This is a genomic window from Pasteuria ramosa (assembly GCF_056496785.1).
Map to the genome: position 1 here is coordinate 647,639 of NZ_CP143099.1, position 24,060 is coordinate 671,698.

Below are 24,060 nucleotides of genomic sequence, written 5' to 3' on the forward strand. Positions count from 1 at the left end.
TATATTATATTTATTAAATTTTTTTATTTTCTTTTTTTAGTGTTTTTTATAAGGGTATAAATTACCATATTTTAAATTATTAGCAGGAACATATGATTTTCACTCCGAATTTTTCCCTAATTAGTCCTTTCTTTTATTTAGGGAGTGAGATATGACCGAATCAGGCGATTTTTTAGTCATGATAATGCTAATTTTTCTTGTGACCTATTTCATTTATAATAAATTACACAAAAGATGGTTAAGTTGGAAAAAAACTTTTACACCAAGAGAGCGTTCGCTTGAATATTTACCATCCGGGGAAGTTTCTGAGCTTTTACATGAGCATGGTTTTTTTGTTTTTAAAGAAACTGAGGATTGTAAAATAAGTATCAATTTTAATAACGAACTTTATGATAGCTATATAAAAGTTGACTATTTAGCTAAGAAAGATGATGATTGGTATATTGTTATGGTAGAGAATACCAAACGAAAATTACGTTTGAACGGCCATAACCTTCGTAAACGTTTTTTTGTGTATCATTTAATATGGCAACCAACAGGTATTTTATATATTGACCTACAACGAAAAGAAATACAGACGATTAATATAATTGCTGAGATTAATTTACATAGAATGCCTAAAGCTTTAAATAAGGGTTATATTATCTTAGGTATTCTTTTTTTAATTTTTTTTGGTTGGATTTGCCGCAACATATAGAAATATATTTAATTTAATTGATATAATAATTTGAATATAATATGTGTATTGTAATATAAATAAATATAAATAAAAACTTAAAGAGGACTTGAATTTATTTATTGTATTTATATAATTTTTTATTTAATTTATAGTTTTAAAGAAAGGAGATGTATTTTTTTGCAGGATTTATTTATTGGGATATTTTATAATCCAGATAAGAATAATTCACAAAAAATATTATTAGAATTAATTGATTTGTTAAAAAAAGAAAAAATAAAATTTTCATATGAAAAAATAGTTTATGATAAAGATGAACAATACATGCTAAAACAAAAGCCATTATTTAATGTTGCTATTGTTTTAGGCGGTGACGGTACTCTTTTAGATATGGTACATAGACTGGCTATTTGGGATATCTCTTTAATTGGTATCAATTTAGGTAGACTTGGTTTTCTGACTGGAGCTAGATCTGATGAGTTATCTCAAGTTGTTGAAGCTTTAAAACAAAGAACATACCTTACTAGTACTCGTCATATGTTACAGGTTAATGATAGCAATAATATTGCTCTCAATGAAGTGAGCTTATTAAGAGATACCTTTGAGAAAACAATCACTTTACAAATAGAGGTCAATAATCAATTCTTAACCACATATACAGGAGATGGGGTGCTTCTAGCTACGCCAACAGGGTCTACAGCATATGCTCTTTCTTGTGGAGGACCTATTATATTACCTGAGCTGACAAATATATTAGTTATGCCTGTTTGTCCTCATAAACTTACACTTAGACCTTTGGTTTTAGATAGTAATTCTCAAATTAAAATTACCTTGGTCAAATGTTTGAAATCTGCTATTTTAACTGTAGATGGTCAGATGCGACAAATATTAGGGATTGAAGATAGTGTTATTATTAAATCTTCTACATATAAAACGAGTCTTTTATTTTTGAAAAAAAATAATTTCATAAATTCATTAAAAAACCTCATGGATTATGCGAAATAAATCCTTGAGGTTTTTTATCTTATAATTTTTTATTGTGAGATTGTCCAAAAAAAATGCTGTAAAGCATCTAATTGCATTCATCCAAAGCTATTTTAATGACTACTTTTTTTTAAATGCCATAAATAGTGTTAAAATATAATTAATAAAATATATTTTAATTTTAATATAAAAATATTATAAAGAAATAAAATGATTGTTCTTTGTATTTATTTTTAGAAAAAATTTAAAGCTATTAATCATAAATCTGAATAACTAAAACTTTAGTGTTTATAAAATAAAACATATAAAAGACGTTATCTTTTAATTTGCGATTTTTGAATAAAATTTGAAAAATAACAATGAATACCAAGTATCTTTGTTAATTGTAAATATCAGTATTCCTGAAAACGTTCTACATCATTGACTTGTCCGGAAATATTAATATATCTTATTTATTAATAATATAATTTAAATAAAAAATATAGATTTTAGCGCATAATATTAGGCTTTTAATCTCTATTTATATTTTTTTTAGGACGAGCTATATGAATATACTAACATATTCATACAAATGAAATATTTATATAATTTAATATATTTGCATATTTTTTAAAATTGTTTTATAATATTTATAGGACAGTTAGTGTTTATTTATTTGCTTATTATTGTATTGATAACTAAATAATGTATCTTTGGTATTATATTTTTTATTTATATTTCAATTTTATTGATTATTCATAAGATCACAACTAGGAGGGCTTATAACAACTATGATGGGTATGCAGAGCGAAAAGTCCTTATTATCTAAAGATAATATTAATGAATTTGCTTTACCTAAAGGTCATTATTTACGACGTATTGATGAGGAAATTGATTTTTTATATGTTTATGAAGCTGTAAAACATTTATATGCTCGCGTAGGCAGACGTTCTACAGATCCTGTGGTATTATTAAAAATGCAACTATTAGGAAAATTAGAGGGTATAACTTCTGAGCGTCGCTTAGAACGTGAAGTCCGACGTAATGTTGGTTACCGTTGGTTTCTAGGTATCAACTCACCTGATCAAGTTCCTGATCATTCTACTTTGAGTCGTAATCGTAATGAACGATTTGGACGGGCTGGTTTGTATAGACATCTGTTAGATCGTGCTATGAATGAGATTATTGAACGTGGACTTTTCCCAGGCTATGGTATAGCTGCTTTTAATTTTTTCCGAAATTCTATGTCTTCTGATATAGACCAATGGTATTTACCTGATCAAAGAACTAGTTAATTATAAATCAAGTTATAAATCAAGTTATAAGTAATAAAGATATAACTAAATTATCATAAAGATTAAAAATATAAAAAAACAATAAGTATTATAAAAAATCATTATTGCATAAATTATTTTTATATTTTAATTATGATATTGACATACCATGCTCTATGGAGACATAGCATGGTAAGGCCCCTTCAAAAGGGGCCTTTTGTAAAGGGTTAGGAGGCGAATTTTTTGTTAGAAGAGCTAGTTATAAAAAATTTCATTTTAATTAAAACGGCAAATATATTATTTAAAAATAGATTACAAGTATTTACTGGCGAAACAGGTGCTGGTAAATCATTAATTGTTGATGCTTTAGCTTTATTGTCTGGCGAAAGAGCTACAGGTAAAGTTGTTCGTACAGGGGAAGAAATGGCTACTTTAGCTTTACGTATAAATATTAGTAATTTACCACAATTTCGTCAAAAGTTAATTGAACAAGGTTTCTTATCTGCGTCTGATAATGAAGATACGATCATTATCAGACGAACATTATCCTACAATGGTCGCAGTCGTTGTCGTATCAATGGACATCTTGTTTCAATATCTATCTTGAGACGTTTGAGTGACTACTGGGTCCATTTCTGTACTCAGGAAAGTTCACTGTTGTTACTTACATCGGATCAACAAAGATCTTGGTTAGACGGTTTTGATCCTGAGCAACAATTGGCTGGTATTCATCAAGAGTATAAATCTTCTTATGAAAAATGGTTAACTTGGGCTAAAAAACCGAAACCAATTAAATCTGATGAAATTATCCAACAAAAAGAGTTCATTAATTCTCAGTTAAATATAATTACAAGTATTTGTCCGAAACCTGGCGAAGATACTATGTTGATTGAAGCTAAGGAAATTTTAGTAAAAAAACAAAAAGAAAAGAACAAGGTTGACAGTATTTATGAAGCTTTTTACGGTGAAGGTCGTGGTTTGGATAGTTTGCAGGAAGCGCTTTTTTCTTTGCAGGATCTCGATCAACCGATTATACAAGAAAAATTAGTTTTACTCTTAGATCAAGCAGAAGAGATTGCCAAGGAAATAGCTGTATTCCGTGTTGACGAAGATATAACAAGCCAGTTGTCGGCTATCGAGAGTCGTTTAGCTTCTTTACAACAATTAATGCGTATACATGATTGTTCGCTAGATGATATTTTAACGAAAAAAGAAAACTATAATCAAAAATTGAAAGAATTGGATCAAATGTCATCTGCATATGAAAAGTGGGAAGAAGAAGGTCGTGGACTTGATTTTCAATTAACAAAAACGGCTTCTCTGTTAACTGCTATGCGTAAACAAATTGCTTTATTATTACAACAAGCTGTTTCGGCTGCATTGGAATCTTTAGCCATGCCATCCGCCCGTATAGTTATCGAAGTTAAAGAAATGGAAAATAAAAATAGATGGCATCATACGGGTAAAGATACTGTTATCTTTCAATGGGCAGCTAATCCAGGTGAACAATTAATGCCGCTATCACGTACCGCTTCTAGTGGTGAGCGTTCGCGTGTTTTATTAGCTCTTAAAACTGCTTTAGCTCCTACACAATCTTCGCCTACTCTTATATTTGATGAAATAGATGCCGGTGTTAGTGGGCGTGCAGCACAAGCTGTTGCAGAGCAGTTATCGATTTTAGCTAAGTATACACAAGTGATCTGTGTAACACATTCACCTCAGGTAGCTAGTATGTGTGATCAACATCATTTTGTATCCAAAAAAACGCATAAAAATGTTACATTAACAGAAATTATTCTTTTAGATAAACAAGGACAGTCTCAGGAATTAGCCCGATTATTAGGTGGTACGGCTATTACAAATATTACCTTGGCTCATGCAACGGAAATGATCGATTTAGCTGAGAAACATAAAAGTGTTTACATAGATAAAACGATTGCCAAAGTATATTTTCCCCCTCAAATGCAAGAAAAGAATAAAAATCGGGATAAAAGAACTTATAAATTGAAAAATAGGGGAAAGGATAAAGTGGCTACGAAAGAAAAAAAGGAACACCGTGAATCGCATAAAATAGATTTATATAAAGATTTATATTTAGAAAATTATCTAAAAGAGAATAATAAGAAAAGTTATATAGGCGCAAAAGATGAAAAAACGAAAAAAGATGAAAAAACGAAAAAAGATGAAAAAATAATAACAGATGAAAAAATGTTAACAGATGAAAAAATAATAGTTCAAAAAATAACAAAAAAAAATTATTAAAACAGTCCTTTATTTTTCTGAGGACTGTTTTTTGTTTATTTTATCAACAATTATAAATAATATTAATTATGTAGGTAATATTTATAAAACATAGTAATATGCCTTATAGGGCAGTGTATCATATGTATTCGATTTATATCTTGGCGTGATCGTCTGGAAGTGTCGGGGGTGTGTGTTATTTCATTTTTCAAGAATTTCTTTAATCGTTTTTTGGGACTTTTTTTTGTAATTGTTTTGTTAAGTATAGGTTTTACCGGTATATTTCAGCGTGTATTGGGTATTCCGGCAGAAATTCGTCTTTTTTTAGGACAAGCAAAATATTTTAATCTAGGGGTACCTGTATCTGCTATAGCTAATGTTAATGATCCTAAGGTTATACAGATAAACGGTTTAGATGCCAGACAAGTATCTTTAGATTTAGCGCAGCCTGTACAGATAGCGCCCCAAAAAACGGGTAGTACTTCCTTAACCTTGAAATTATTTGGACAATTACCTATTAAAGAACTTAATGTCCGTGTATTACCTCCGCTTCATGTCATTCCAGGTGGACAATCAATAGGTGTTCAGGTTAATTCCGCTGGTTTATTAGTCATAGGTTATCATGATATAGCTACAACGAATGATTTGCCTTCTTCACCAGCTGAGAGTGCGGGTCTTGATATAGGTGATTATTTAACAAAAATTTATAACCAACCTATAAATAGCATAGATCAGTTGACGAATGCTGTTCGCCAAGCAGGTGAAAGGCATCAGAAAGTTCATTTGCAATTTATTCGTGATGGTGAAGAGAAAAATATGGATATAATGCCCACATATGATTTGCAAGAAAAGCGATACAGTCTAGGCCTCTATATTCGTGATTCAGCGGCTGGTGTAGGAACTCTTACTTTTTATGATCCGCAGAATCAGGTTTATGGTGCTCTAGGACATCGTATTTCTGATGTAGATACAGGAAAACCAATTATTTTATCTAAAGGCCGTATATTTGCCTCTGGGGTTACTTCAATTCAAAAAGGCGAAGTAGGTGAACCTGGTCAGAAACGTGCTATTTTCTTACAAGAAGACAAAGTTTTAGGAAATATTAATAAAAATACCCCTTTTGGGATTTTTGGCAATATTTCAGCATTACCTCCAGGAGATTCACAATGGAATCGCCCCTTACCTGTTGCTTTACCGGAACAGGTACATGAAGGACCTGCGCAAATTTTAACTGTTGTTGATGGACAAAAAGTAGAATCTTTTTCTATTTCAATAGAACATGTTGTCACACAAAAAGCTCCCGCTACAAAAGGCATGGTAATTAAAGTTACAGATCCTAAACTTATCGAAAAAACCGGTGGAATTGTACAAGGTATGAGCGGTAGTCCTATTATTCAAGATGGCCGTATTATTGGCGCAGTTACACATGTTTTTGTGAATGAACCCAGAGCTGGTTATGGCACATTCTTAGAATGGATGTTACAAGATGCAGACCTGATTCAATCAAGCAGAGAAAAAGTATCTTCCTATAATCGGACAATTGATAATAATGAATTCAAAGCAGCACGTGCCTATGCGGCGCCTGCTGCTTTGAGATGATTATAAATTAAAATTTTAATATAGTTGTGAAAAAAAATATATTCTTAATATTACATATTTTCGGATTTTTATGAGCTTAGACAAAAATCTACGTAAAGGGAATTTAAGAACAACCTCATCCAAAGCACTAAAAGCTATGATAATGCCTATTTTTGTTTTTTAATTTCATATGCAGCATTAAAATATTAAAAAATATATTTTAATTTTAACCAGAAAACATTACAAAGAAATAAAATCCATAATAATATCTACATATAAAAAAGCATTATTTTTTTAAGATTTTTTGATGAAATTTTAAAAATACTAATATAGCCCATCACCTTGACTGATGGGCTATATTAGTATTTCCAGATATGTTCTTTCGTCTAAGGATATGTTTTTGACTATTTGTATATACTTGAATACTATTTAGTATTAAAGATTATATTTTTATTTTTTGTTTTAAAAAATAACAAAAAAATAAAAATATATTAATCATATACTTGCATCAGAGTGTTTTATATGGTATTATTATAGTCATTAAAAACATTAATGGTATTTAATATAAGAGTATTTTGTATGAATTAATTTATAAATTATAATAATTAAATTTGCAATCATATAACTAACACCTATTTTATATTATTATCTTCTATGTAAAAATTTCGTCTCTAAGCAATATTATCTATATAAATAATATTTTGTTCTTTAATCTATGCATTTATACGAAATACCTCAAACTTAATATTTGAGGGGATGATTGATTTGCTTCGAAAGCATTCATTTAAAAAGAGAGTAACAATAGCTATTTCTTTTTCTATTGGGATTTTATCATGTTCACTTTCTTTTGGTGAGGGTAAATCTGGAAGTAATATTTTCAATAGTGTTGATCCAGTTTTATCTGGAAATATTCAAGAAAATAAACAGGATATGTCTACTTTATTTTCGGATTTATTCGATACATTTGAAGGTTTGACATTAAAATATTTTGATAGGGAAAAGATAAGAAAAATCTTAGATAAAGATTCTAAACATTTGAAATCATTATCTGATTATTTAGGCAAACATGATTTGGAAATGAGTGTTAATTTCAATAACAGCGTGGGATTTAGACTTAATTTTAAGAAAAAAAAAATGACGGATGAATTTAAAGCAAATTTGATAGCTAAATTTGGTTCTGATATGGCACATGGATTTCTGGTTCGGGATGTTTATGATCGTCTCAGTAAAGCAATAGTAGGAAAAGTTATTTATCCTAGAGGTCAATTTGAAGACGGGACTTTTTTAGCTATGGCTAATATTAATAAAGATGGGCAAAAAATGGTCTACTTTTCTGATGGAATTAATTCGAAGCATGTTTTGGATTGAAGTAATTAAACGTTCTAAAAGTTCTATTAGGAATTAATCTATGTTTTTTGAGAGACTAAATAAGAATCAATATTTTATATCCTAATCATTTTTTAATCAATAATTATATTATTTAAATTTATTAACCTGACACTTACAGCTTTAATTGAAATAATACAAGTTTTTTATACTTATAAAATGATATATTTTACTTAATCGGGTTTAATTTTAATAAATAAACACTATCTTACTTATGCGAAAAGATGGATAATTGAAACTTATTTTAGAACAGTAAAAGTTGATCTACCTTGTTGATTTTATAACAAACACAAATGTAGTATTTTTGTGGAGCTTGCCCAATAACCCATGTTAAATAGTGTTTAAATTACACCATAAATAATAGGTTATATTAATATTTATGGACAAGTCCGTGTTTGTTTCTTTTTTGTTTTTTTTAAAATTCTTCGGACATGCCTTAAAAGAATAATATATTTTCATTAGTTTAGATGATTTGTATGTATTGTTATTTTTAAAATCTTCTTAAAAAAACTTAATATTAAAAATCATACCTGTTTATATATAGTTTTCAAGAACTTGTGTGTAAATATAGTATGGATAACAATCTAAAAAAATGTAATTTTTGAAAATATGTTAAAAAAATAAAATTTTAAAAATCAAATTATCTTTATGTAACTACTGAATATTTTAATGGGATAAAAAATTCAATATCCATATAAATTATATAATTTATATGGATATTGAATTTTTAATATATATTTTTAATTATTATAAAGATTTAAACCTATAAATAAAAAATATAGAGAAGATAAGAGAGATTAAAACTAACAAAAAATAATTTTTATTTATATTTTAAAGCTTATGATAAAATAAAAATTGGAAATTGATGATAACAATATTGTTTAAGACACATTATTAGTTTTGAATACAACATTAATTAAGGTTTAGACACAAGTTTGATAAAAAAATAAAAATTAAAAATATAAAAAATACATATATTTGTCATTGAATGAAGAGTTTAATAGTGTTATCATTCTAGTTATTCGCAACATTGCTAGAATTTGATATCAGATTTTTTACATTAATTTATTTTTTTATTTATTAAATTCGGATAAAAGAATTAATTTCTCATGAAATACTAAATATAATATGTTCAATTATAAGTTCTGGCTTTTATTTACATACTATTTCGATATTTCTCATAAAATACAAACCATTATGTTGTGAATGTTATTATTTTTAAAAAAATATTCTGCTATAAAAGCTATAAGGGGATGATTTTCTGTTTAAAAATAATATTTTAAGCAAAATATTTATGGTCTTTAGTTCTTTTTCCATGATCTTTTCTTCTATTTCTTTCGGAATCAACACAGCTATAGCTAATAAAGAGAGGATTGTGAAGACTGCTGGTATAGATGAAATTACGCAAGCACCTGAAGTGCCTACAAACAATAACAATAGGGTTCAAGATTCTTCTGGTGTAGACACAATTGCAAAATCATCTGGTGTAGACACAATTGCAAAATCATCTGGTGTAGACACAATTGCAAAATCATCTGGTGTAGACACAATTGCAAAATCATCTGGTGTAGACACAATTGCAAAATCATCTGGTGTAGACACAATTGCAAAATCATCTGGTGTAGACACAATTGCAAAATCATCTGGTGTAGACACAATTGCAAAATCATCTGGTGTAGACACAATTGCAAAATCATCTGATATATCCACAAATCCAGATATTGTACCTTCTACTTGTGCTGTTAATAATTTCGAAAAAGAGATAAAAATTACAGATTTGTCCCGTGATAAATTTCGAAAATATATGCTTCGAGGAGATTCGAGGAAAGATTTACAACGTTTAGATAAGCTTGAAATTGAGCTAAACAAAGCGGGTTTGGGTATTATGCGCGGTTTCAAAAATGCAAAAGGTTTTGATATGGATCTTTCGGGTATGACGTTATCTGATGAAGCGAAAAAAGTTTTAAAAGAAAAATATGGTTCTGATATGATCCAAAAGGTTATGAAGCGTGATATTTATGATCAATTTACTAAAGAGATTGTTGGTAGAGTTGAGCATTCTAGAGGAAAATTAAACGATGGAACTTTTATTGCTATAGCAGAAGTTACACGAAATGAAGGAAAGAAAATTTATTTTTTTGATGGAATAGATTTGCAAATTCATGATAGACATAATAATAAGCGTTTAAAGAGATTTAGTGATTGTACGATTTGCACTTTGCTTGTAAAAGGTATATGTAGGGCAGCTTCTTCTTTTTCGAGTTGTGCAGGATATTGTGCAGCAGCTAGTTTTACATATTTTTTGGCAGCACCAGTTTGTCTTTATGTTTGCTTATCTACGTTGACTAATGGTTGTTCTTTTGCAGCTCAAGCAGCTATATGTAACAGGAGATTTTGTTAGGGATAGCTTTTATGTAGTTTTTTTATAAAAATAGTATATTAGTATCAATTTTCTTATATATTATTTTTGAATCAAGATTTTTTCATTGTATTTTTTCAATCCTCGGCATATTAAGTATATATAAATAAAATTATTTCTTATAATTTTCAAGTAACATAATTTATGGACATTTTGTCCATAAATTATGATTTAAAATTTTATTTTTGCATATGTTTAGGGTAATTTTTCTATATAAAATTTTTGGGTAATTATATATTTTTTAATTAATATTTATTTTTAAATATATCTTAATTAATGCCTTTTCTTATTATTAATTTTATGCTAAGATTTGGAATAATCTTTCAAAGTTTTTTGATACACATGCTAGGGGTGGTTATAATTTGAGAATATTTGATTTTTTTTTAGAAGATAGAGAAAAATCGATAAAATTAATTCATTTTTTTGATTATTTTAATAACGCTTTGTGTATTTTTTCTTTAGGATTGTGTATTAAAAATCTTCTTTGGAGATCTTTTATGAAATTATTTGATGAATTTAACGTAATTTTTTCAGATTCATGGAATTTTTTCTTTTTGTCATTAGCTTTTTTTTTATTTTTTATGATGTGGTTGTTAACTTATTTAGAAACAATTATTTTGTATGGGGACTTGGTTGTTAAACAAATTCCTTGGGAAAGAGCTGGTAAGAAGAGAAATATTTTAGAAAGATATTATTTTGATTTTAAAGCGAGATCAAAGGCGCATACTTTTCCACGTGGTTTATCTTTAGAGGATAGGTTTATGTATAGGATGGAAATGGGTGATGATGATTTAGGTTTATTTTTAGAAAATTGTTATAAAGATATACGTTTTGAATATTTAAATCGTGTTTTAGAATATTACAATGATTGTTGGTATATGGCTAAGTCTGAGGATAAAATGACAAAATGGCGGTTTTTTCGTTTATATGTTTTTGGTAGTTTGGTTTTGATTATATCTTTTTTATCTTTACTTTTTACCTGGCCATCTGTTTGGGGCATGTCTTTGGGTTTTGGGATTTGGATTGTCATTATGTTTGTGCAAAAAAAGAGGGAATTTTCTTATTTAGGTAAAAATTACCCTGTTAATGTAAGTTTTTTTTATAGATGTTTATTTTTGATTTTTCTTATGTATGTATCTCTGGTTCCTAATCTTCCTATTTTATTATCTTATATTATAGATTATAATGAGGATATAATTCTTGTATTTTTATTTATAGCTTTTTTCATGTTTTTATTTTGTTTATTTTCTTTATACTTTTTGCGTTATACAACGGGTTTAGTTTTTAGTTTACCTACATTGAAGCCTGGATTTAATAATTTTTGCAGAGAATTAGATGAAAAGATCAAGGAATGATAGCTTTTTTATAATTTATTGTTTTCTGAATATTAAAATTATAAATGTAATAATTCTTGAAAATGGTATAAATGAAGATAATAAAATTATGAGTATAAGTTATTATATTTAAGAACAGGAGATGCGTAGTTTGTATGCGTATCTTTTTATTGTATTCGTGTAAAATAGGCTTTATGTATTCAAAAGTGATCAAATGTGTTAAATAGTCGAAAAATAACAACAAAATCCATAATGTACATCTCTTGATTTATCTAGAGATTTTTTATCTAATTTCAAATTTATATTTTTTGAATAAAATATAATTGATATATTTATAAATATATCAATTATATTAACTTTATTTTATATTTTAATATTTATTTATATAACAAAAAACTGCATATTTTTTTATATACAGTTTTTATTTATCATTTATTTTTTATTATTTAAACAAAAAACGTATAAAATCTTGCTTTTATCTCATTATGGTTGTTTTTAATATGAATTTTTTAATGCTTAGGATTTATTTTAATGACTTCTGTGCTTTTTTCTACGCTGCTATTTTTGGTTTAGCAGGAGCTATTTTTTTTTTGTCGAAAGGGGAAAAGAGGTTTATTTTTTTGTCTTATTTATGATATTTGTATTTAAATTGAAAATATAAAAGCCCAATATGGGAAGGTGATATTTTGCCTGATATTAATATTTTGTTAGCTGATGATAATCGTGAATTTGTACATCTTCTTAGTGAACATTTGCATTCGCAGGTTGATATGAACGTTATTGGAAAAGTTTATAATGGCGAGGAGGTTTTACGTTGTTTGCCTAAGTGTTTACCTGACATATTGGTTTTGGATATTATTATGCCGCATTTAGATGGTCTGGGTGTTTTGGAACGATTACAAGGGCTATCTCTTAGTTTTATGCCTAAGGTCATTATGTTAACTGCTTTTGGTCAGGAGGACACGACGCAGCGTGCTGTTGAGTTAGGTGCTTCTTATTATATACTTAAGCCTTTTGATTTAAATGTTTTAGTTGATCGTATTAGACAGACGATGGGTTGTGGCATTATGCAAAATACGAAGTTGAATCAAAATTTAGTTTCTTCCAAGAGAACGCTTCATTTAGATGTTAGTATTACGCATGTTATTCATGAAATGGGTATACCAGCTCATATTAAAGGTTATCTTTATCTTCGTGAAGCTATATCTATGGTATACAATGAGGTGGATCTTTTGGGTTCTGTTACCAAAACACTTTATCCTCGTATTGCGGATATTTATAATACAACGTCTAGCCGTGTTGAGCGTGCTATTAGGCATGCTATCGAAGTTGCTTGGAATCGGGGTAATATGGATTCAATACGCGATTGGTTTGGTTATACTATTAGTTTCAATAAATCCAAGCCAACTAATAGCGAATTTATAGCTATGGTTGCGGATAAATTACGTATTGACCAACGTGTTGATTAATAGATGACCCACATTTATCGTTTACCAGGGATGCCAACGAATTGTTTGGGCTTTTAACCATCTTTTTTCTACTTCTGGCCAATTTATGATTTCCCACCAATTATCGATATATTCTTCTTTGCGATACGAATATTGCAAAAAATAGGCGTGTTCTGCCATATCCAGAACTAATAAAGGGATAGATTCCCATTGCGTGAGATTAGGATGACTTTGTGTCATGAGAATACATGTTCTTTGTGAACGAGGGCACCATGCTAAAATGGCCCAACCGGCCATTTCTACTGCTAAGGCTACTTCACTAAATTGTTTTTTGAAATCTTGAAAGTTGCCATAGTCGGCTTCTAACTGTTTGCGGAGTGCTGATGATGGTTCTTTATTGAGGCCGGGGTACATAATTTCCCAAAATAGTGTATGTAAATAATGAGCTGCACCGTAATAAGCTAGGTCACGTTCTAGAGCATTTATTGTTTTATAATCTTTTTTTTCACGAGCTGCTTTAATTAATAATTCGGTATTGTTTAATTTTTCTACATAACCTCTGTGTAGTACGTCATGATGTACAATCATGGTTCTTTGAATTATGTATGGTTCTAATGCATCATATGCATAAGCTAATAATGGTAGATCATGACCTCCGACAGGCACAGGTGTAATAGGGGGTTCTTGTAATAATTTTATCTGTTCCGTTTTTTTGTCACATGTTATATTTTTATAGATTTTATTTTTGATATTATTTTTTTTATATTTATAATCTCGGGATATATCATACATTTTTTCACCCCATTTTCTTAATAATTAATACCTGTATATCTTATAATATGTGTTTATTTTATGTATTGTTTATTATATTCTATTCCCAGTATTTTATTTATTTTTTTGTATAATATTTTCGTTAAATGATTTTATATATAATTATCTTCTTATAAATTTTATTCATCCAGTTTGTTGTTATTATCAGCTTCTTTTTTATTCATCTAATTATTCATTTTCATGCATGACAGATTATTCTTTTACTTGCATTATTTGTTTAGAACTTATTTGTTATCTACTTTTATGGTCGTATTTAAAAAAATAACGTTTTGTGGTACGCTTAATTTGGTTGATTTGAATATGTTAACTTACTTTTTGATTAGGGATGTTAAGCTTGGGATTTTGATATTTATACAAATAATTTTTTGGTGTTTGTATTCTTTATTGTAATTTCACTTAAAAAGATTTAATTTCACTTAAAAAGATTTAATTTTAGTTCATTTTATTTTTGTTTTTTTGGTTTGTAGTATCTAAAGTAGAAAAAGTATGCAATTGGTATTAATCCACCTATGAATAGTAAAATTAAACCTATTAATTCTGGGATTATGTTTAAGTTGTTTGCTTGATTTTTTCCCATGAGCATAAATATGTATTCTTTTATTTGATTACAGGCCCAGATTGATGATAATGTTGGTATAGCTAGTATACATAATGCTATAATCCTTTTATTTTTATAAATGATAATTACCTCCTTTTTGATTTGTGAATAATTTATTTTCACTTTCGTTGATTATTTTTCATTTGATCTAGTATGGAATTATTTTTGTTTTTTATTTCTATGATTTATTATATTGTTTTAACTCAATGTTTATCAAGAAAGAGGAGTTGGCTTTTTGATGATGCCGTTTGATCAAATGGAAGCTTTTGGTTGTGAACAGCTTATGTTTTGTCAAGATTCTGCGACTAAATTGAGCGCTATTATTGCTATACATGATACTACTTTAGGTCCTGCATTAGGCGGTTTGCGTATTTTATCTTATCCATCTATTTCTTCTGCTATAGAAGATGTTGTTCGATTGGCTAGGGGTATGACCTATAAAGCAGCTCTTGCTGGTTTTGCTTTAGGAGGTGGTAAAGCGGTTATTATAGGTGATGCTATGCGTATTAAGAATGCCGATCTTTTCAGATCTTTTGGCCGTTTTGTTGATCGTTTAAAGGGCTTATATATTACAGCAGAAGATGTTGGTACAACTGAGGATGATATGAAAGAAATCCATCAGGTCACGTCTTATGTGACAGGTTTAGATGGTGATAATGGTATCGGTAATCCAGCTCCTTTTACCGCTTATGGTGTTTTGCAAGGTATTAAGGAAGCTCTTTTGTATATGGATGGTAATGATTCTCTTAAAGGTAAGCATGTTGCTGTTCAGGGTGCTGGTGCTACTTCTCGTTATCTTTGTCAGTATTTAGTTGAAGAAGGTGCTTCTTTGACTATAGCTGATATTGTAGCGGATCGAGCACTTGGTATTGCTGATAAATACGGTGCTAAGGTAGTAGATCCTGCTTATATTCATAAGGTTTCATGTGATATTTTTTCTCCGTGTGCTTTAGGGGGTATCTTGAATTCGCTAACGATTCCTGAACTTCGTTGTCGCATGGTAGCTGGTACAGCTAATAATCAATTACGGCATTGTGAACATGGTGATATGTTGAAGGAATATGGTATTTTATATTTACCTGATTATGCGATTAATGCAGGGGGATTAATCGGTGTTGCTGAGAAGCGGATTAATAATTGTCCTAATGATAAGATAAAGGAAAAGATTGATCGTATTCGAACAACATTAAAGGAAATTTTAATTAGGGCACAATCTTATTCTATGACCCCTACTGCGATTGCTGAGCAAATTGTTTTAGATCGTTTAAAGAAAAAGAAGTCTAATATTTAAAGGGATATATTTTTTATAAACAGGAGGGTCATATGGAAGAGCCAATGCACACGGCCTTAGGTATCTCCGATATTAATTTGCGATCAATGTATTTTACAATGATGCTAGCACGTACTATAGATGAGCGTATGCTAACATTAAATAGGGCTGGTAAAATTCCTTTTATGGTTTCTTGTAAAGGTCATGAGGCAGTTCAAATTGGTGCTGTGCATGCGCTTTCTTTAGATACGGATTGGATATGTCCCTACTATCGTGATTTAGCCATGGTTTTAAGCCGTGGATATACCGCTTATTTTGCTATGTTGTCTGCTTTTGCACGCAGGGATGATCCTGATAGCGGTGGTAGACAAATGATTGCACATTACGGTAATAGTAAGCGGCGTATTTTAAGTTCTTCGAGCCTTATTGCTACACAAGCTTTACATGCCGTCGGCCTTGCCTATGCTATGCGTTTACGGGGTGAAAAAGGGGTTGTATTAGCTTCTTGTGGTGATGGTGCAACTAGCCAGGGAGATTTTCATGAGGCTTGTAATTTTGCGGGTATACATTCTCTACCGGTGATTTTTCTGGTACAGAATAATAGATATGCTATTTCTGTGCCTTTAGATAAGCAAGTTGCTGGTTTAAGTATTTCTAAGCGTGCTGATGGTTATGGTTTTTATGGTACAAAAATTAATGGCACCGATATTTTACAAGTTTATAGTATTCTTTTTCAAGCTGTACACAGAGCTAGAATTGGTGGTGGTCCTACATTAGTCGAAGCTATTGTACCTCGTTTAAATCCACATTCTAGTAATGATGATGATACAGTTTATCGGTTACCTGTAGAATTAAAGAGTGATTTGCAAAATGATCCGCTACCGATTTTACACACTTATTTGTTGAAAAATGGTGTTGCTAATGAGAAAGAAATTCTTATGTGGCATCGAGATATTGTTCAAGATGTGGATGAAGCTGCTAGGACAGCGGAAGCAGCTCCTTCGCCTAATCCAAAGACCTTGTTAGATTATGTTTATGCAAATGATGTAGCATCAGGGGAAGGGAGAGGATAGTTATGGCTGTTATTTCTTATATTGAAGCTATTAATATTGCTTTAAGGATGGAAATGGAGCGTGACGATCGTGTTTTTGTGCTAGGAGAAGATGTAGGTAAGTCAGGCGGTGTATTTAAGGCAACGAAAGATTTACAGACGCGTTTTGGTCCAGATAGGGTACTTGATACACCATTAGCTGAGTCGGCTATTGTAGGTGTTGCTCTTGGTTCAGCTGCTTATGGGATGCGTCCTGTTGTTGAAATTCAGTTTGCTGATTTTATTTATCCAGCTTGTAATCAAATTATTAGTGAAGTAGCTAAACTACGTTATCGTTCTTTTAATGATTTTAGTTGTCCAATGGTTATTCGTGTTCCATATGGGGGTGGTATCCATGGAGGACTTTATCATTCCCAATGCGTGGAGTCTATTTTTGCTGGCATACCGGGATTAAAAATTGTTGCTCCTTTTAGTGTTAGGGATGCTAAAGGTTTGCTTCAAGCGGCTATTCGTTGTGAGGATCCCGTGCTATTTTTGGAGCATAAAAAGGCTTATAGGTTGTTAAAAGAAGAAGTGAATTTGGACGAAGAGCAGCTACCCCTTATCGGTGAGGCTTGTGTGCGTCAAGAAGGTACTGATGTGACGGTTATTGCTTATGGCATGGCTGTGCAGTGGTCTTTGGCTGCTGCTCGTATATTGCTTGATGAAGGTGTATCTGTGCATGTGTTAGATCTTCGGACACTTGTACCTTTGGATAAGGAAGCTATATATAATGCTGTTAGTAAAACGGGCAAAGTGTTGATTGTGCACGAGGGTAATTTAACGGGTGGTTTTGGTGGAGAGATAGCTGCTTGTATAGCTGAAAATGCTTTTTGGACATTAGATGTACCGATTAGACGTTTAGCTTCTCCAGATGTACCTTCTATGCCTTATAGTAAAGTTTTGGAGAAGGAATTTTTACCTGATGCACTTTCTGTAGCTAAGGAATTAAGATCCCTCGCTAACGAGTGATTTAAGAGGAATTTTTATTATAATAATTTTATATATTTAGAATTTTTATTTCATTAATTTTCAATAAAAAATATAAAAAATATAAAAAATATTTATTTTAATTGAGAGGAGGAATTTTTTGATGGATGTAGTATGTATGCCTGAATTAGGTGAGAGTATTACTGAGGGTAAGGTTACCAAGTGGTTAAAAAAACCAGGGGATCGTGTAGCTTTGTATGAGCCTATATGCGAAGTTATGACGGATAAAGTGAATGCTGAAATTCCTTCGCCACGGGGTGGTGTTTTAGTTAAAATTTTTGTTCCTGAAGGTGATATGGTCGATGTAGGGAAACCTATTTGCCAATTGCTAGATGAGCAGGATTTATCTGAAACAAAGACAGTTTTTTCATCATCTAGGTCTGTTGATGAATCTCCTATAGGATCTGATAATGAGGTTAATAATGTATCGTCTGGAAAATCTGATCAAGTAGTTGCTAAGGATGATATCTCTATTTATGTTCCTGTAGATCAAACACCTGATTTGCAACAGGAAGATGATCGAGCAGTGAACAAGGAGAATTTTGTTTCACCTGTTGTTATGAGGTTAGTTTCTGAACATAACCTGGACTTATCAACTATTTTAGGAACTGGTAATGGAGGTAGGATTACCAAGAAAGATATTTTGACTACCATAGACAGTAAAAATAAAGCTGCTTCAGCTAGCGGCAAAGAATCAGAAGAAAATATTTTGGATTCTTGGAATCAGAATGAAGATGATTTGTCGATTGAGCCCTTGATTGAAAATGAAAGTTCTTCTACACAGACCTTAGCGACGATAGAAGAACATTTTTTAGATAGTTCTTGTGAAGATGTTCCTGATATTGAAAATATACCTTTAACACCTATGCGTAGAGCTATTTCAACTAGAATGAAGGATAGCTGGCAGCATGCGCCTCAGGCTTGGTTGATGATGAATGCCGATGTGACTGGTTTAGTTAATCTGCATTCACAAGAATATGAATCTTTTCAAAAAAGAGAAGGTATTAAATTAACTTATTTGCCGTTTTTTTTACAAGCCACTTCATTTGCATTGCGTAAACATCCGTATGTAAATTCGACTTTTACGGATGAGGGTATACATCTTTATAAGTTGATTAATATTTCTATTGCGGTTGCTCATGATGATGGATTATATACACCCGTTTTAAAAGATGCTGCTAATTTGAGCTTGACAGGTTTAGCACATTCTGCTCATGATCTTATCAATTGTACGAAGAGTGGTAAATTGACACTAGATCATTTTAAAGATGGTACTTTTACTCTTAATAACACAGGGGTTTTGGGTACAATTGCTTCACGCCCTATTTTGAATCCCCCTCAAGCAGCGATTGTAACTTTTGAGGCTATACAGAAGGTTCCTAAGGTTATTAATAACATGTTGGCTATTCGTGATTGTTTAAATATTTGTCTCACGATTGACCATAGGGTTTTAGATGGTGCATCAGCGGCAGCATTTTTGACGACGATTAAAGAATACTTAGAGTCTTATAGTCCTTCTTCTGTTCATTGGTCTTAAATATAGTTATAATTGATTATTTTTAAAATGTTTTTTCATATTTTACTTATTAATTTATTTAATATTTATTAAGTTATTTCATATTTATTTTTAGATTAATTTTCATATAACAAATAAACCCCGTACCTTTTAGGTAGGGGGTTTGATATCGGTTTCTCTTTACGATTAACTGGTTAGGGTAAGATAAATAGCTATAGTGCTTATTGATGCTATAGTAACGGCAAGACATCCGCTCAAAAACGCACCGACGCGGTTACCAGTTTTAATGTTATACATGGTACCTATAAAAGACAATATGGTTATAATAATCATAATAATGGTAAAGGCGTCTTCCATAAGATTATGTTTCATTAAAATCCATCCTTATTTTTTTGAAGCTATTACAGCCTTTTAATTTTAGATCTTTTTTAAAGATTGTTGGGTACTTTTTTAGATTAATTTTCATCAGTCTATCATTAATAAAGGGATTAAATATGCTGCCGCGCTAAATATTAATAAGCATATGATAATTATCCAAGTAGTCCATATATATAATTTTGATGAACGTCTGCTCATAAGTTGTACACCAACTCGCTTAAGTTTTTAAAGAGGCAATTAACTCATTTTAACTTGTTTTGGGGCTTGGCTTCAACTTAATATTATGGATTATTTTTTTTATAAATGTTTCTAGGAAGGACAATGAAATGATTCACAAACAAAGATTATTAAATCTTTTTTTTGAAATGGTGCAAATTGATAGTGAATCTGGACAAGAACGTAAGATGTGCGATTATTTAAGCAAATGTTTAGTTGAGCTTGGTTTTGATGTTTCGGAGGATGATAGTAATCTTAAAACAGGTTATACTTCGGGGAATATTTTTGCTAAGACATCCGGAGAAGGTCCATCTTTATTGTTCACATGCCATATGGATACTGTTAAACCTGGACGAGGTATTAAGCCGCGTATCGAAGGTGATTATATCGTTTCAGATGGTACAACGATTTTAGGTAGTGATGATAAAGCTGGTTTAGCTGCCCTCTTAGAGGGTTTGCAAGTTTGGAAAGAAAAGTATCAGCAATTTCCGCCATTAGAACTTGTATTAACAGTAGGTGAGGAAGAAGGATTGGTTGGTGCAAGACATTTTGACCCTAAACAGCTTAAATCACGTTATGGTTTTGCTTTAGATTCAGATGGTGAAGTTGGTACAATTGTGATGTCTACTCCGGCACAAGCTGTTTTACATGTTACGATTCATGGTAAATCTGCCCATGCAGGTTTAGCTCCAGAACGTGGAATTAGTGCCATTCAAATCGCTAGTCGCGCTATCTCTCAGATGTGTTTAGGTCGTATTGATTCAGAAACGACTGCTAATATAGGTCGTTTTCAAGGAGGAAGTGCATCCAATATTGTACCGGATTATGTTGAGATATTGGCTGAAGCACGTAGTCACAATGAGGCTAAATTAAAAGCTCAAGTTGAGCATATGGAACGAACTTTCATACGTATAGCTTCTAAATATGGTGGTCTTACAGAAATTCTTATAGAAAACCCACATGCTGGATTTAAGTTTACAGAAGATGATAAGGTTGTCCAGCATGTTGTGAAAGCAATGAAAGACATGCATTGTACACCACATTTTGTAGCTAGTGGGGGTGCAAGTGATGCTAATATTTTATCATCCTATGGTGTTCCTACGATAAATTGTGGTGTAGGATATGAAAATGTTCATACCACAAAAGAGCGTATGCCATTAAGTCAATTATATAAATCAGCATCTTTAGTAGTTGCTTTGCTTGAAGCTAATAAATAAAAACAAAAAACAAACAAAAAACAAACAAAAACAAACAAAAAACAAACAAAAACAAACAAAAACAAACAAAAACAAACAAAAAACAAACAAAAAAACAAACAAAAAAACAAAAAAACAAACAAAAAAACAAACAAAAAAACAAACAAAAAAACAAACAAAAAAAAAGAATTATTTTGGATGAAAAAATTAAAATATTAAAGGGGTGCCAAGATGTTCTCTTTTTTAAAGCGCATCTTGATTGGTAAACCTTTGCGTACCGAGCAGCTTAAAGATGAAAAATTACCTATATGGAAAGCTTTACCTATCTTATCGTCGGATGCTTTATCATCACTTTCATACGGTACACAGGAGCTTTTACATGTTTTTGTCCCTCTGGGACTTATTGTTTCTTTTTATTCTTTACCTATAACTTTAGCTATTATTGGATTGCTTTTTTTATTGATTATGTCTTATCGTCAGATTGTATATCAATATCCTGGCGGAGGAGGCGCTTATGTTGTTTCCTCGGAAAATATGGGTTTTGCTTCAGGACTGGTGGCAGGTTCTGCTTTATTAATTGACTATGTTTTAACCTGTGCTGTCAGTGTTACGGCGGGTACAGATGCTATTATGGCTGCATTGTACCCTGATCTTGATCTCCGACCTTATAAAGTGCTTATTGTGGCGTTTTTTATCTTTGTTGTGATGATTTTGAATTTAAGAGGTTTACGTGAATCAGGTACTATTTTTGCTTTTCCCACGTATTTTTTTGTCATAGCTATCACTATTTTGGTTTGTTGTGGTTTCTGGCGTGTTTTTGTATTAGGTGAGGTAGCTCATAGTCTACCTACTAAGTTACCTGATATGAACGATGTTGGTTTGACATGGTTCCTCTTGCTTAAGGCTTTTTCTACGGGATGTGCGGCATTGACAGGTATAGAAGCTGTAGCTAATGCTACTCCGATGTTTCAAGATCCTCCGGAAAAGAAGGCAGCACGTACTTTAAGTATACTTGGTATTATCTTGGGTACTTTATTATCAGGAATTGCATTCCTTGCATATTTCTATGGTATTATGCCAGGAGAAGGTAATGATGCTAAAACTGTTTTATCACAGATTAGCGAAGTGATTTTTGGTCGTGGTTTTGCATTTTACTTTATTCAAGCTGTTACTGCGCTTATCCTAATTCTTGCAGCAAATACGGCTTTTTCAGCTTTTCCTCTCTTGGCGTCTATTATGGCAAAAGATGGATTTATGCCTCGTATGTTTGCTATGCGTGGTGATCGTTTAAATTTTTCTAACGGTATTATTTTATTAGCTTTTTCGGCTATTTTACTCGTTATTTTTTTTCAAGGTAATTTAACTAGTTTGATTCCTTTGTATGCTATTGGTGTGTTCTTATCTTTTACGCTTTCCCAGATAGGAATGGTGCGTAGGTGGTGGAAATTAAAGCCTAGCGGTTGGTTACCACGTTTTTTGCTTAATCTTATCGGAGGTATTGTTACTTTCGTTATTTTATCTATTTTTGCGATTACAAAATTTTCAGAAGGAGCTTGGCTTGTTTTAATTGTTTTACCTATTTTAGTTTTTACTTTTTATCGTATTAAGTTACATTATCAAGATGTTGTACAACAATTAAAGCTTAAAGATCTTGATAAACAAGTAGGTTTCACAAAAAATCTAGCTAATGACGAAAAAGAACATCTTATAATTATTCCTATAGGGGGTATAAATCGGATTGTCAAGAATACGATTGATTATGCACAAAGTTTAAATGGTAAAATTGTTGCTTTACATGTAACATTTGATGAAACAGAGGTTAAGGGTATGGCTCAAGCTTGGCAAAAATGGCGATCAGATGATGTTGGTATAGTTGTTCTGTATTCCCGTTTTCGCAGTTTAGTTAATCCTATACTTAATTTTATTGATCATGTACATAAACCACATCGACAGATAACTGTTATTATCCCGGAATTTATACCAACTAATTGGTGGCATCGCATTTTACACAATCAATCTTCTTTTCTTTTGCGATTCTTTTTATTAAAAAGAAAAGATATTGTCATGACCATGGTGCCTTACCATTTGAAGTGATTATATTTTTATATTTATTATTTTGATTAATAAATATTTATTTATATTTAAATAAAAAAGCAAACATTTTTTGTTTGCTTTTTTATTTACCTTAGATTAGATAATTAAAGCTCATCTTGTTTATTATTTTGTTTTTTAATGGTATCTGCTAGATTTTTTACAGTTTTCCCCTGCCAGTTTAAAATAAGATTTTGTTGTACTCTTAAAGCATTGGATAGCTGTTGTAAGCGAACTTTAATGTCTTTAATAGATTATTCTAATCTTTTGATGTTTTTAGACCTATATTTATCATATTGTTCTGATTCTTGCGCAGCTTTTTCTTGAGCAAGATTTTTTTCCATAGTTGCTAAATCTGATATCAATTTATCCTGTTCTCTATAATAAGAAAATAATTTATAGAAATATTTATAACCATCGTGACATAAACTTACTTCTTTTGCATCTAGCGGCATCGTTTGAGAACTTGAATCTTGTTTATATCCTAAGCCTTCCATAACTGCTTTGAAAGCTTCTTTTTCTATACTTGAATCATTGTTGTTTTCATCTTCATGTATGCCTTTAT

At 30.8% G+C, this 24,060-nt stretch carries 18 protein-coding genes; 15 read left to right on the top strand and 3 right to left on the bottom strand.

What is annotated here, in order from left to right; translation table 11 throughout:
* The first annotated feature begins 151 nt into the window (after positions 1–151).
* The 9 genes from VS182_RS02975 (at position 152) to spo0A (ending at position 13,340) form a co-directional block, all read left to right on the top strand.
* The gene (locus VS182_RS02975) at positions 152–697 is read left to right on the top strand and encodes a hypothetical protein (protein WP_479485013.1); all 546 of its coding nucleotides are present in this window, start codon (positions 152–154) and stop codon (positions 695–697) included.
* 159 nt (positions 698–856) lie between these two features.
* A complete protein-coding gene (locus VS182_RS02980) occupies positions 857–1,681 on the top strand; it encodes an NAD(+)/NADH kinase (protein WP_479485014.1) in 825 nt (274 codons plus the stop codon).
* Between the two features lie 749 nt (positions 1,682–2,430).
* Positions 2,431–2,934, top strand: a complete 504-nt coding sequence (locus VS182_RS02985; protein ID WP_479485015.1) for a transposase — start codon at positions 2,431–2,433, stop codon at positions 2,932–2,934.
* 222 nt (positions 2,935–3,156) lie between these two features.
* On the top strand, positions 3,157–5,175 hold the full coding sequence (recN, locus tag VS182_RS02990) for a DNA repair protein RecN (protein WP_479492721.1): 2,019 nt from the start codon (positions 3,157–3,159) through the stop codon (positions 5,173–5,175).
* A gap of 234 nt (positions 5,176–5,409) precedes the next feature.
* Complete coding sequence (spoIVB, locus tag VS182_RS02995; RefSeq protein WP_479492722.1) at positions 5,410–6,753, top strand: SpoIVB peptidase; 1,344 nt, start codon at positions 5,410–5,412, stop codon at positions 6,751–6,753.
* A 744-nt stretch (positions 6,754–7,497) separates the two neighbouring features.
* Positions 7,498–8,100 carry a hypothetical protein gene (locus tag VS182_RS03000; RefSeq protein ID WP_479485018.1) on the top strand — a complete coding sequence of 201 codons (603 nt, stop codon included), beginning with the start codon at positions 7,498–7,500 and terminating at the stop codon, positions 8,098–8,100.
* A gap of 1,312 nt (positions 8,101–9,412) precedes the next feature.
* Positions 9,413–10,519, top strand: coding sequence for a hypothetical protein (locus VS182_RS03005; protein ID WP_479492723.1), 1,107 nt, complete (start codon positions 9,413–9,415; stop codon positions 10,517–10,519).
* 380 nt (positions 10,520–10,899) lie between these two features.
* Complete coding sequence (locus tag VS182_RS03010) at positions 10,900–11,892, top strand: hypothetical protein (protein ID WP_479485020.1); 993 nt, start codon at positions 10,900–10,902, stop codon at positions 11,890–11,892.
* 665 nt (positions 11,893–12,557) lie between these two features.
* Positions 12,558–13,340, top strand: a complete 783-nt coding sequence (gene spo0A, locus VS182_RS03015; protein ID WP_479485021.1) for a sporulation transcription factor Spo0A — start codon at positions 12,558–12,560, stop codon at positions 13,338–13,340.
* Between the two features lie 21 nt (positions 13,341–13,361).
* On the opposite strand, the gene VS182_RS03020 is transcribed toward spo0A, so the two are convergent.
* Both VS182_RS03020 and VS182_RS03025 read right to left on the bottom strand, forming a co-directional pair.
* Entirely contained in the window at positions 13,362–14,111 is a 750-nt protein-coding gene (locus tag VS182_RS03020) for a superoxide dismutase (RefSeq protein WP_479485022.1), read from the bottom strand.
* 481 nt (positions 14,112–14,592) lie between these two features.
* Positions 14,593–14,871, bottom strand: coding sequence for a DUF2627 family protein (locus VS182_RS03025; RefSeq protein WP_479485023.1), 279 nt, complete (start codon positions 14,869–14,871; stop codon positions 14,593–14,595).
* A gap of 115 nt (positions 14,872–14,986) precedes the next feature.
* Here VS182_RS03025 and VS182_RS03030 point away from each other — a divergent pair, with 115 nt between their 5' ends.
* The 6 genes from VS182_RS03030 (at position 14,987) to VS182_RS03055 (ending at position 23,498) form a co-directional block, all read left to right on the top strand.
* The gene (locus VS182_RS03030; protein ID WP_479492784.1) at positions 14,987–16,039 is read left to right on the top strand and encodes a Leu/Phe/Val dehydrogenase; all 1,053 of its coding nucleotides are present in this window, start codon (positions 14,987–14,989) and stop codon (positions 16,037–16,039) included.
* Positions 16,040–16,071: 32 nt separating this feature from the next.
* The gene (locus VS182_RS03035) at positions 16,072–17,091 is read left to right on the top strand and encodes a thiamine pyrophosphate-dependent dehydrogenase E1 component subunit alpha (protein WP_479485024.1); all 1,020 of its coding nucleotides are present in this window, start codon (positions 16,072–16,074) and stop codon (positions 17,089–17,091) included.
* 2 nt (positions 17,092–17,093) lie between these two features.
* A complete protein-coding gene (locus VS182_RS03040; RefSeq protein ID WP_479485025.1) occupies positions 17,094–18,080 on the top strand; it encodes an alpha-ketoacid dehydrogenase subunit beta in 987 nt (328 codons plus the stop codon).
* Positions 18,081–18,201: 121 nt separating this feature from the next.
* Entirely contained in the window at positions 18,202–19,635 is a 1,434-nt protein-coding gene (locus tag VS182_RS03045) for a dihydrolipoamide acetyltransferase family protein (protein ID WP_479492724.1), read from the top strand.
* 683 nt (positions 19,636–20,318) lie between these two features.
* The gene (locus VS182_RS03050) at positions 20,319–21,425 is read left to right on the top strand and encodes a M20/M25/M40 family metallo-hydrolase (protein ID WP_479485027.1); all 1,107 of its coding nucleotides are present in this window, start codon (positions 20,319–20,321) and stop codon (positions 21,423–21,425) included.
* 210 nt (positions 21,426–21,635) lie between these two features.
* The gene (locus VS182_RS03055) at positions 21,636–23,498 is read left to right on the top strand and encodes an APC family permease (protein WP_479488863.1); all 1,863 of its coding nucleotides are present in this window, start codon (positions 21,636–21,638) and stop codon (positions 23,496–23,498) included.
* A gap of 251 nt (positions 23,499–23,749) precedes the next feature.
* On the opposite strand, the gene VS182_RS03060 is transcribed toward VS182_RS03055, so the two are convergent.
* Entirely contained in the window at positions 23,750–23,992 is a 243-nt protein-coding gene (locus VS182_RS03060) for a hypothetical protein (protein WP_479485029.1), read from the bottom strand.
* Positions 23,993–24,060: the final 68 nt, after the last annotated feature.

Bases quoted from the DNA above. Each gene is read 5' to 3' on its own strand.
- VS182_RS03020 (WP_479485022.1), bottom strand. From the start codon at position 14,111: ATGTATGATATATCCCGAGATTATAAATATAAAAAAAATAATATCAAA.
- VS182_RS03030 (WP_479492784.1), top strand. From the start codon at position 14,987: ATGATGCCGTTTGATCAAATGGAAGCTTTTGGTTGTGAACAGCTTATG.
- VS182_RS02985 (WP_479485015.1), top strand. From the start codon at position 2,431: ATGATGGGTATGCAGAGCGAAAAGTCCTTATTATCTAAAGATAATATT.
- VS182_RS03050 (WP_479485027.1), top strand. From the start codon at position 20,319: ATGATTCACAAACAAAGATTATTAAATCTTTTTTTTGAAATGGTGCAA.
- VS182_RS02975 (WP_479485013.1), top strand. From the start codon at position 152: ATGACCGAATCAGGCGATTTTTTAGTCATGATAATGCTAATTTTTCTT.
- VS182_RS03045 (WP_479492724.1), top strand. From the start codon at position 18,202: ATGGATGTAGTATGTATGCCTGAATTAGGTGAGAGTATTACTGAGGGT.
- VS182_RS03035 (WP_479485024.1), top strand. From the start codon at position 16,072: ATGGAAGAGCCAATGCACACGGCCTTAGGTATCTCCGATATTAATTTG.
- VS182_RS03040 (WP_479485025.1), top strand. From the start codon at position 17,094: ATGGCTGTTATTTCTTATATTGAAGCTATTAATATTGCTTTAAGGATG.
- VS182_RS03060 (WP_479485029.1), bottom strand. From the start codon at position 23,992: ATGGAAGGCTTAGGATATAAACAAGATTCAAGTTCTCAAACGATGCCG.
- VS182_RS03005 (WP_479492723.1), top strand. From the start codon at position 9,413: ATGGTCTTTAGTTCTTTTTCCATGATCTTTTCTTCTATTTCTTTCGGA.
- VS182_RS03055 (WP_479488863.1), top strand. From the start codon at position 21,636: ATGTTCTCTTTTTTAAAGCGCATCTTGATTGGTAAACCTTTGCGTACC.